The sequence below is a fragment of the Siccirubricoccus deserti genome (genome assembly GCF_014283215.1).
GTDB classification, from domain to species: Bacteria; Pseudomonadota; Alphaproteobacteria; order Acetobacterales; family Acetobacteraceae; genus Siccirubricoccus; species Siccirubricoccus deserti.
Genome location: NZ_JACOMF010000090.1, coordinates 1 through 9,914, shown reverse-complemented (window position 1 = coordinate 9,914; position 9,914 = coordinate 1). Strand labels below are relative to the sequence as shown.

Annotated in this window: 9 protein-coding genes; 4 read left to right on the top strand and 5 right to left on the bottom strand. The window is 66.0% G+C overall.

Annotated features, from left to right (window positions below):
* Positions 1–558 precede the first annotated feature (558 nt).
* A complete protein-coding gene (locus H7965_RS26970; RefSeq protein ID WP_186773636.1) occupies positions 559–1,356 on the bottom strand; it encodes a metallophosphoesterase family protein in 798 nt (265 codons plus the stop codon).
* Between the two features lie 766 nt (positions 1,357–2,122).
* Positions 2,123–2,581 carry a recombinase family protein gene (locus H7965_RS26960; RefSeq protein WP_268239783.1) on the bottom strand — a complete coding sequence of 153 codons (459 nt, stop codon included), beginning with the start codon at positions 2,579–2,581 and terminating at the stop codon, positions 2,123–2,125.
* A 177-nt stretch (positions 2,582–2,758) separates the two neighbouring features.
* On the opposite strand from H7965_RS26960, the gene H7965_RS26955 reads away from it, so the two are divergent.
* Positions 2,759–4,348 carry an ABC transporter substrate-binding protein gene (locus tag H7965_RS26955; protein ID WP_268239782.1) on the top strand — a complete coding sequence of 530 codons (1,590 nt, stop codon included), beginning with the start codon at positions 2,759–2,761 and terminating at the stop codon, positions 4,346–4,348.
* A 175-nt stretch (positions 4,349–4,523) separates the two neighbouring features.
* Here the strand turns inward: H7965_RS26955 and H7965_RS26950 are convergent, their stop codons facing one another.
* From H7965_RS26950 to H7965_RS26940, 3 genes are all read right to left on the bottom strand, one after another.
* Entirely contained in the window at positions 4,524–5,282 is a 759-nt protein-coding gene (locus H7965_RS26950; RefSeq protein WP_186773633.1) for a DUF3489 domain-containing protein, read from the bottom strand.
* Between the two features lie 717 nt (positions 5,283–5,999).
* Positions 6,000–6,749 carry an HpcH/HpaI aldolase family protein gene (locus tag H7965_RS26945; RefSeq protein ID WP_186773632.1) on the bottom strand — a complete coding sequence of 250 codons (750 nt, stop codon included), beginning with the start codon at positions 6,747–6,749 and terminating at the stop codon, positions 6,000–6,002.
* 411 nt (positions 6,750–7,160) lie between these two features.
* The gene (locus H7965_RS26940; protein WP_186773631.1) at positions 7,161–7,481 is read right to left on the bottom strand and encodes a hypothetical protein; all 321 of its coding nucleotides are present in this window, start codon (positions 7,479–7,481) and stop codon (positions 7,161–7,163) included.
* A 175-nt stretch (positions 7,482–7,656) separates the two neighbouring features.
* On the opposite strand from H7965_RS26940, the gene H7965_RS26935 reads away from it, so the two are divergent.
* The 3 genes from H7965_RS26935 to H7965_RS26925 all read left to right on the top strand — a co-directional run bounded on the left by H7965_RS26935 (position 7,657) and on the right by H7965_RS26925 (position 9,609).
* Entirely contained in the window at positions 7,657–8,037 is a 381-nt protein-coding gene (locus tag H7965_RS26935) for a hypothetical protein (protein ID WP_186773630.1), read from the top strand.
* Between the two features lie 197 nt (positions 8,038–8,234).
* Positions 8,235–8,735: a thermonuclease family protein gene (locus tag H7965_RS26930; RefSeq protein WP_229682815.1), complete on the top strand. Its 501-nt coding sequence runs from the start codon at positions 8,235–8,237 to the stop codon at positions 8,733–8,735.
* 43 nt (positions 8,736–8,778) lie between these two features.
* Positions 8,779–9,609 carry an HNH endonuclease gene (locus H7965_RS26925; protein ID WP_222440840.1) on the top strand — a complete coding sequence of 277 codons (831 nt, stop codon included), beginning with the start codon at positions 8,779–8,781 and terminating at the stop codon, positions 9,607–9,609.
* Positions 9,610–9,914: the final 305 nt, after the last annotated feature.

The following is a 9,914-nucleotide window of genomic DNA, read 5'->3' as shown; positions in this document are numbered from 1 at the left end:
CGGGGCTTCGGCAGCCGCGTGCTTGAGGGGACAATCCGGGATCAGCTCGGGGGGCGGGTCGAGCGGCGGTGGGAACCCGGCGGCCTCATCTGCGAGCTCGATCTGCCGCTCACACGCGTTGTGCAAGAGGAGTAGCCCGGCCAGGGGTAACGCAGCCTGAGGCACAAGGGCATGGTATGCCGCGCTTCTGGTTCCGTTATTGATCTGGCCTGGGTTCTCTTGAGGGCAGGTAGGATCTGCCTGGATCGCCAGGATGAAGCATGTGGACATGCGTCGGCTGCTGGCAGCGGCACAAGAGGAACGCCGGCGACAGGTGATCGGCCTGTCGCCAGGGCGGCATGACCTATGAGGCGATTGCGGCGCAGGTCGGCCTGGCGCTGCCCGATTGGCAGGTCGTTGATGGCCCGCCTGGCGTTGCAGATAGCGTCTATTCGCCGCACCGCTTGGGCGGCCAGCGGGGCGATCCACCTCGGCAAGCTTGAACAGCTTGCACCGGCCAGGCGGTACAGCCGGCACCCGAGCTGCTCGTCAAAGTCAGTGGAACCAGTCGAACCCTCGTCAGGAGGTCGTCCAGCCCATGCCGTCCCAGACGCGGACTTCGACAGCAGCGCGGCCGTTCTCGATGGTGATCCGGTTGTAGGCGTTTGGCTCGCCCCGCAATCGGGTGGAGGTGGCAGTTGCGGCCTGCACGACGAGGAGCTGCCCCTCACCAGAACCGGCAGCGCCCCCAGCAGCGGTTGCGTCCGCGGCTGCGCCGCGGGCACGCAAGTAGCCAAGGTGCAGATGCCCAGAGAGGATCATGCGGACGCCGAGCGCGGCAAAGGCGGAGAGAGCCGCCTCTGCCCGGCCGACAAGCCGTGTGCCCGGCGCGGTCTCCGGTGGCAGGAAAGGGTGGTGGGCGACAACTATGCGGAACAGGTGGGGTGGCAAGGCTTCCAGGCGCTCCACTGCGCGCCGAAGCCTCGTTTGCCCGACCCGGCCCTGCGACCAATCGAGGAAGGCGGCGGCGCGCGAGGTGGTATTGAGGCCCACTACCGCAATCTCGTCGTCGGTCCAGACCGGCTCAGGGTCTTTCGCGATAAACCGGCGCCAGCGGCCCAGGGGGTCGAGAAAGCGCTCGTGAAGCCAATAGGAGGTAAGGTCGTGGTTGCCCGGAACAGCGAGGACCGGCGCATGGAGGCGGGCAAGGAAGGCCTGGGCTGCTCGATACTCCCGCGACCTGGCGCGCATGGTAAGGTCGCCGCTGAGCGCGATAAGGTCCACAGAATCGGCGTTCAGCTCGGCGGCAAGCGCGTCCACCACTGCTGGGTCTATGCGGCAGAAGTGCAGGTCGGAGATGTGAGCAATACGGCGCACTAGGACCGCAGCGCAGTTGGGCGGGCGCAAACTCCGGGAGCGGGCTTGGTGAGAACTATTTGCATTTGGACAACCGGAACGGGCCAGGACGGCAGGGGTTCATAAACCGTGCGAAGAAGCGGAAGCCTTGGCCGTGGTCACGCCTTTGAATCTCGCTCGGTTCCGGAAGTCATTGCTAAGGCATTGCAACCACCTGATTGCAATCCCGCCTAAACGAACAATGCTGTACCGTTTGCGTGCTGCATCAATGAACCGGGCGCCGGGGCAACATGGATCATAGCGGCAGCGATGATCGACGAAGGCTGGGATTTGGAGGTCCGCAGCGACGCCGCGCCTTGCTAGATCCTTCCAGGGGCTGTTTAGGCCGACGTACGCTGGTGGATGCTCGCCCGCGCCAGGACCCGCGCCACGGTTGTGTGGGTCCAGGCGCCGCTGCCCCGCGGTGTCGGCACGCCGCGCTCCGTCAACCGTCGCGCCATCGCAGCCTGGCCGATAACGCCCACGTCGCGCAGCTGCTCCACCTCCAGCGCCAGCCGATGCGCCGTCTGCTCTGCCGCCGTACGCCTTCCCTGAGCTGCTGCTGCAGTGTCGGGACCCGTCTTCGGTCGATACCCCCGGTCCCCGCCTAGCAGGCTGCTGAAATTCGGTTTCCGCGCGCCCAGTGTGAAAGATTATTCGGCCACAGTTGCGGCGAACGGGCACAAATTTCGCATCGGCATTCCGCCTGATTCTATTCTTTCGTAGGGCTGGTTGAACGCGGCGAATTTCAGCAGCCTGCTAGGGCCGTGCCCCGAGCCTTGGCGGCCGCAAGCGCCGACCTGGTGCGCTCGCTGATCAGCTCGCGCTCCTTCTGCGTCATGGCGGCGTAGATCCGCATCATCAGGTCGTCGGCACCTGGCTTGTCCGCCGCCCGGATCTGGTAGCCCTCTTCCAGCAGGCCCGACAGCGTGTGGGCACGCCGGGTGATCCGGTCGAGCCGGGCGGCCACCAGCACCGCGCCGAACTGCCGGCAGCGGGCCAGCGCTGCCTGGAGGCCCGGCCGGCGGTCGTCCTTGCGGCTGGCCATATCCGAGTAGTCGGCGATCAAGGTCCAACCGTGAGTAGCGGTGAAGGCGCGGACGCTGAGCTGCTGCGCTTCCAGCCCGAAGCCGCTGTGGCTCTGCTCGGCGGTGAAGACTCGGCAGAGCCTACCGTAGCGTGGGGTTGCTGTTTCGGTCCGGAGTATCAGCGGGTCTCACCACCTCGTCGTTGTGAAATACAGAGTTCCGTGCACTCTCGACTCAAGAAGACCACCCGGCAATCCCGCCCGTCCGGTCGATTAGCCTTGTCGTGCGAGACCCCCTCGTTACATCCTTTTCAATGGCGCGTCTGACGCCGAAAGAAACTTGGGGGAGCGTGATCCGTGAAACGACGCGATGTCTTGCGTACCGCAGCTGCATTGGGCGCCACCGCAAGCCTCGGCCCGCCCGCCGTCTTCGCCCAATCCGCGCGCGAGCGGACCCTGCGCGTCGCACCCCTGACCGCGCTGTCCTCGGTCGACACCGTCTTCAACACCTCGCTGGTTACCACCAACCACGGCTACGCGGCCTATGACACGCTCTTCGGCTTCACCGGCAAGCGCGAGATCACCCCGCAAATGGCCGAGGGCCACATCATCGAAGACGATGGCCGCACCTATGTCATAAAGCTGCGTGAAGGTCTGAAATTCCACAATGGTGAGCCAGTCCGCGCCCAGGACGCGATCCAGAGTCTGAAGCGCTGGGCCGGCCGCGAAACCTTCGGCCAGACCGTTGCGAAGTTCGTCGACGACTGGGGGGTCGCCAATGACCGCACACTGCGCATTAAGCTGACCCAGCCCATCCCCATCTTCCTGGAGGCAATCGCCCGCGGCAGCGCCTCAATCCCCTTCATCATCCCTGAGCATGTCGCCAGAACCGACCCCTTCACCCAGGTCACTGACGCCACCGGCAGCGGCCCCTACCGCTTCGTCAAGGAGGAGTTCATCCCCGGCCAGCTCGCCGTCTATGTCCGTAACAAGGACTACATCCCCGCCTCCGGCCCGGCCGACTGGACCTCCGGCGCCAAAATCGCCCATTTCGAGCGGCTGGAATGGCAGGCCCTGCCTGAACAGGCGACCGCCGCCGCCGCCCTCCGCTCCGGCCAGATCGACTGGTACGAACAGGTGCAGCCCGACCTGGTGCCCAGCCTGCGCGCCCATCCTGAGATCCGCATAGGCAATGCCAATCCCACCGGCTTCAACGGGATCCTGCGCTTCAACCACCTCCAGGCTCCGTTCAACAACCAAGCCATCCGCCGTGCCGTCCTGCTCGCCGTGAACCAGCAGGACTATATGCAGGCCCTCACCGGCGGCGATCCTACCTCCTACGCCAATTGTCGCTCGATGTTCCCTTGCGGCACCCCCCACGGTGCGGATACGGCGCTGCAACACATGCCCGCCGACCTTTCACGCGCCCGCGCAGCCCTCAGGGCCGCCGGCTACGACGGCACCAAGGTCGTGGTGCTCAGTCCCGCTGACGTTCCCACCATCCACCCGATGGGCGAAGTCACTGCCGACCTGCTGAAACGCCTGGGCATGAATGTCGAGTTTGCCGCGATGGACTGGGCCACGCTGGTCGCCCGCCGCGCCAACCGCGAGACAACCGACAAGGGCGGCTGGTCGATCTTCCACACCTGGGCACCCTCCTCGGTCCTCGGCTCTCCGGTCGAGCACTTCCCCATGCGCGGCCTTGGCGCCAGGGGCTGGGCCGGCTGGTTCGGCGACGAACGGATCGAGTCGCTCACCGCCGACTGGACCATCGCCGCCACCGACGCCGCCCGCGCTGCGGCCGCCGATGCTATCCAGCAGCGTGCTTTCGAGACGGTGCCCTTCATCCATTGCGGCCGGTTCCAGATCCGCACCGCCTATCGCCGCTCCCTCACCGGAATGGTCGAGGGCGGCGCTGCCTTCATGTGGAACCTGCGCCGTGCCTGACAGGTTCTGTCAGGCTTCGCGCCAAAGGTGCTCGGCTTGGCCACCCAGGCGGCGGCGAAGGCGCGGACGCTGGCCTGCTGCGCTCCCAGGCCATGACCGCTGTGGCCCTGCTTGGCGATTGAGACCCGGTAGAGCCCGACCGCGTAGCGCGGGCCGTTGCTGCGTGCCGATAGCATCAGCCGGCCTCGGCAATGCGGTAGACGCTGTAGCTGCCTTTGGTGCCCTGCTTGTTAGGGCCGACCTGCCGAACCCGCTCCAGTACCTCGACGGCGATGCCGCGCTTCTTCAGGCCGGCGAAGAAGCCACGGACGGTGTGGTTGGCCCAGCCGGTGGCCTCGGCGATCTGGGCCAGTGTAGCCCCCTCTCGTCGGCGCAGCAGGGTCAGCACGGCCTCCTGCTTGGTGCCCTGACGCGGGCCGACAGTGCATGCCAGCGTCGGGCGCCTCGGCATCGCAGCACGGAGGGCCTCCATCGCCGCCGCGAGGCCCAAGCCATCGTTCGCGTCCCAGGCGGCGAGCAGGGCCTGGGCGGCGGCGCGGAGTTCTGGGCGGCCCAATGCCCCATGCTGGCTCGTGGAGGGGCTACCAGCGGCCTCTGCCGCTTCGCCGCTGTCACCCACGGGACCGGGCGTCGCTGCCGCTGGTGACTCGCTACTGGCCGTTGCGGGCATGGTCTCGGCCGGCGCCTCTGCGGCGACCGCCTGCCGGCCCGCCTCGGTGATCTGCATCGCCGTCCAGGCGCCATCCGGCAGCCGCCAGCCGAGGCTGATCTGCTCGGCCGGCGCGGCGCACTCGGCGACCAGCCCCTGCTTCAGCAGGCTGCGCCGCACCGCATCACGGGCGGCGGCGGGCAGTGCAGCCAGCGGCGCGGCTAAGCCAAGCGTATGCGTCGCAGCCGCACTGAGGATGCGGCGGGCGGTGTCGGAGAGGGTCATGGGCGGGGCTCCTGGTGCAGAACCGATCAGCCGGGTGCTACGAGCCGGAGCCCCGCCGTGATGCCGGTCGGGGCGACATGCCGATGTTCACCGCCGCGCGTGGGGAACCATTCGCTCTAGCAGGCTGCTGAAATTCGATTTCCGTGCGCCCATCGTGGAAGATTATTCGCCTACAGTTGCGGCAAACGGTCGCAAATTTCGCATCGGCATTCCGCCTAATTATATTCTTTCGTAGGGCTGGTTGAACGCGGCGAATTCCAGCAGCCTGCTAGTCAGGCAGGAAGTGAAGCGGAGAATGCGATTACCGCACCATGAGTGTCTGCGGCTCATTTAGCGGTCACAACGAGCACGCTGCGCAGTTCTGGCGGCGGTCGCCGCATTCAGGACAGCGAGCGGGATCTACCTTGCCGGCGCAGGCGAGGCCACAGCTGGTAAGGTCGTTAACCGGGCTGACCACACCTGCACCAGCTTGCGGGGCCCCTGCGCGGAACGAAATGGGAGTAGCGATACGCGGCGCCTGAGTCCTGCCTGGAGGCCCAGACGCTGGAGGCAGAGCGCTCGGCGGACGAGGTCGAGCTGCTGAAGATGCGGCTTGACGATGTGCTGGCCGACATCGCAGCGTCAGGCAGCGCGGACGCAGCCGTGGAGTACCTAGCCCCTAGCGCATCCCACCATGCCAGGCAGAAGACTGCACCATCAAAGCCCGGGACCACACCCCTAGCGCTTGATCTCGGCCAGGGCATTCCGAATACCAGCCTGAGCCCAGGGACTCCAGGGCATGGTGAAGAACTTGAAGCCCTTCTGGACGAAGAAATTCGGGTCCATCCCGGGCGGGATGAAATACATCCCGGCGGCGATGCCATGCTTTGCAGCAGCGGCCGCGATTTTGTCGAGCGCGCGCTGATAGGTATCGCACGCGTAGTCCAGCGGCACCCCCAGCTCGATCGACAGGTCGGACGGCCCGATCAGCAGAACATCGACCCCCGGCACCGAGGCGATGGCATCGAGATTCTCCAGCGCCTGGTTGGTCTCGATCATCGGCACGATAAGAAGCTCATTGTTAACGGCATCCATATAGTCGCGGTAAGTTTTGAACTCGCCCCACTCGCCGCGCACTCCGGCATTGCTGCGGTTGCCGACGGGATAGTAGCGGCAGGCGCGTACGGCGGCCTCTGCCTCCGCCCGGGTGTTCACCATCGGAATGATAACGCCGCGCGCCCCGGCATCGAGCGCGAAGCAAATCTGGTAGGCTTCGTTTGCGGCGACTCGTACTACCGGCGCTGTCTGCTTGCCGCGCATCGCCTGGATCGGCGGCTGAAGCTGCTTGATCTCCCAAGCCGAGTGCTGTGTGTCGAACAGCAGGAAGTCGAATCCTGCATCGGCCAGCAGTGATACGTCTACGCTTGGAGATCCGGCAGTCCCGACTACGGTTCTACCAGACTTGATGGCGTCCTTGATGGCGTTCATCTGCTATCGATTCCTCCCACACGATCTCTGGCGCCTGCTCAACCGCCGCGGCGGTGATGGGTGCGTTGGAGCGGCATTATCGCACATTGGCGAAGCAGCGCAGCCTGCAACTTGTCCGTATTCGACGCTGATCCGGAGTCCTGATTGGGCTCGGGCGCGATTTCCGTGCTGGCTATGATGATGGCGCCAGAGCGGCCGACGCGCGGCGTCGATGGCTGCCGGCAATCCGGGCCGCGCCTCGGCCTCGTCGTCCCAGGCCGCCAGGACGGCCATGGCGGCGTCGCGGAGGCTCGGGCGGCCAGCAGGCCCACGCCGGCCCGTGGAGGCGACCTGGGCCGCCTCCGGCGCCCCCCGAGGAGGGGGCTTGTGGCGCCGCTGGCGTCGCGGCCTCCTCCGGGGCGCTGTGGGCGTTCAGCGCGGACGCCACGGCGGCTCCGGCAGCGTCCTGCTCCGTCGTAGGCGGCGCGACCTCATCCTCAGCCCCGCCAGCGATGGCGGCCAGCCCACGTCAGTGATCTGCAGGGCGATCGCCGCGCCGGCGTCGTCATGCCGCCAGGTGAAGTCGGTAGGCTCGTCGGGTGCGGCGCCCTTGGCGATTAGGCTGTTCTTGAGCATGCTGCGGATCACAACGTTACGCGCGCCGGCAGGCAGACTCGCGGGCGGTACTGCCAGCCGCGCCTCCTGCTGCGCGGCGGCGACTTGGATCTGGCGCTGGGTGTCGGAGATCGGCATCTCGGGGCTCCTCGGGCAGCACCCGATCAGCCGTGTGCCACGACCCGGAGCCCTGCCGTAGTGCCGGTCGGGGCGGCGCGCCGATGTTCACCGCGGCGCGTGAGAGACTATTCGCTCTGGTCAGGCAGGAAGTGAAGCGGGAATCTGGACCCAGACCTATGATGCATTTGCGCAGGTGGGCGCAATCGGCTTCGACAGGCAGGTCGAGCTCGAGGCGCTGCGCCTCTACGGCCTGCCGGAGGCCGCGTCCGCGTTGCTTTGCGGCACGCCGGCCCTGTCGGTGGGCCAGCGGAACTTCGCCGCGGAGCTGTCGTGGGATCTTCCCTCGCTGGCGCCCGGCGTCACCAGCCTGCTCGACGTGGAGGCCACCGGGTGTCGGCAGGGGGACATCGCGCACGCCGCATTGGCCTCCTCTACCCACTTTATCGAACTCGACGCCGTGGCCTGGACCAACAACACGGTCCGGGTCATGGCGCGCAACATCTCGCCGGGTGCGACCTTTGATCTGGCAGCTGCTACGCTGTCCGTCGCGGCGACAAAGCGCCGCGTGCCATGATGGCTGGTTCGCGGCTCCGCTGTTGTGATGGCCGGAGAGGCCTGGGCATTCACTCGTCATTCACCGACGCAGGCGATCCTCCTCTCACCATGACATCAAATCAGCTGCGTTAACCGGCCGCGACCCTGCGGATCCTGCTCACCGCACTCGTGTTCTTGTTTGCGCACCCGGCCGTCGCAGGGGGTCTCAAAGGCCGTGTGGTCGGCATCACCGATGGCGACACGCTCACGCTTCTCACTGACAGGCAGGAGGTCCGCATCCGGCTGTCTGAGATCGATACCCCTGAGCGCGGCCAGCCCTATGGGACCCGAGCACGCCAGACGCTGTCGGACCTTGCCTTCGGCAAATTGGTCCGAGTCGTTGTGCACGACACCTACCGGTATGGCCGTACTGTCGGTCGGATTTTCGCCGGCTCACAAGACGTCAATGCCGAGATGGTCCGCCGCGGCGCAGCCTGGGTCTACCGCCGCTATAGCGGCGACCTCGCCCTGTTGCGCCTCGAGCAGGCGGCAAGGGCCGAACGTCGCGGGCTCTGGGCGCTGCCGGAAGCCGAGCGGGTCCCGCCCTGGGAGTGGCGGACCATAGGAAGGCATGGCCGCAATCAGGATCCAGATCGGCGGCAACACTGGCCTTTCAGTGCCATGATCTTCTCGTCCGGAGCCTTGGGCCGAAGGGCGAAAAGGGTTATATCGATTTAAAACGAAAAATGAGCGCCGCTGAGTCTCGATGTCCGCATACTGGATGACCTTCAAGCCGCTGGGCCCCGGAGCGCCGAAAGGCTGGCTGATCGAGAGGCTTCAGGACCTCGTCGAGCGATTCGATGCCGACTCCTCCGGCGCCACCGAGTGGTGGCGAATAGCTTCGCACGCGTCGGCGCGAGTCGATAACCGCATCTACCTGTTTAAGCAGGGCTTCGACCCGCGAGGTATCTTTGGCGTTGGGACCATCGTCCAGGGGCCCGAGTACCGGGACAACTCATCAGATCACGAGGGGATGCAGCACAGGGCTCTGATCCGGTTCACCGCGCTGGTAGACCCAACGAAGGGTTTCCTACTCGCAGTTCCCGAAATAGCCGATATCGTTCCACCGTCCGTGATCAATGCTCAAGCCAGTGGCAACAAGGTAGCGGACGATGTCGCTGAGCAACTCGACCGCCGCCTAGCGGCCTGGATCGCTGAGGCCTCGCCGCCTCTGGGCGTCGATCAGGCTGACGACGAGGCTTTCGATCCGGACAGCATCGAGGAGGTCCGACGCAGGGCTCTGCGAGCAATTCGGGTACGCCGCGGCCAGCCGGCCTTCCGAGCTGCGCTCCTTCAGACCTATGCGGGCCGCTGCGCCATCACCGGCTGCGCTGTGCCAGACGTCCTGGAGGCTGCGCATATTGTGCCCTACCAGGGCCTCCTCACAAATCACGTCACCAACGGTCTGCTGCTCCGAGCCGATCTGCACACCTTGTTCGACTGCGGCCTGATCGCCGTCCGCCTCGATACGCGGCGCGTTGTCACCTCGCCATCTCTCGAAGGATCTTCATTATGCGAAGCTGGCTGGCAGGGTGCTGCGCCCTCCGAATGACGATGCCGCAAGTCCGAGCAGGAAGGCTCTGCTGAGGCGCTTTGCCGAGTTTGAACTGCAGCAGAAGCGACATGGCTGAGGCACATGCCTCCGCGCTCGCCAGGCAATTTCCGACTCCAATTGGTTTGCGAAGAGTTCGTCACGAATCACGTGGCTGCGGAGGGCATGTCAGATTTGGGGGCTAGGAGCGCGTCCCGGTAACCGCATTTCGGACTGACCGCCGCTGGGGCGGAGCGGTATTCCTCGCCGGCGCGCCCGCCGTGCATCAGGCAGCGGCTGCCCTGGCGAGCTTGGTGAGGTTATGG

Bases quoted from the DNA above. Each gene is read 5' to 3' on its own strand.
- H7965_RS26950 (WP_186773633.1), bottom strand. From the start codon at position 5,282: ATGACCCTCTCCGACACCGCCCGCCGCATCCTCAGTGCGGCTGCGACG.
- H7965_RS26945 (WP_186773632.1), bottom strand. From the start codon at position 6,749: ATGAACGCCATCAAGGACGCCATCAAGTCTGGTAGAACCGTAGTCGGG.
- H7965_RS26940 (WP_186773631.1), bottom strand. From the start codon at position 7,481: ATGCCGATCTCCGACACCCAGCGCCAGATCCAAGTCGCCGCCGCGCAG.
- H7965_RS26925 (WP_222440840.1), top strand. From the start codon at position 8,779: ATGACCTTCAAGCCGCTGGGCCCCGGAGCGCCGAAAGGCTGGCTGATC.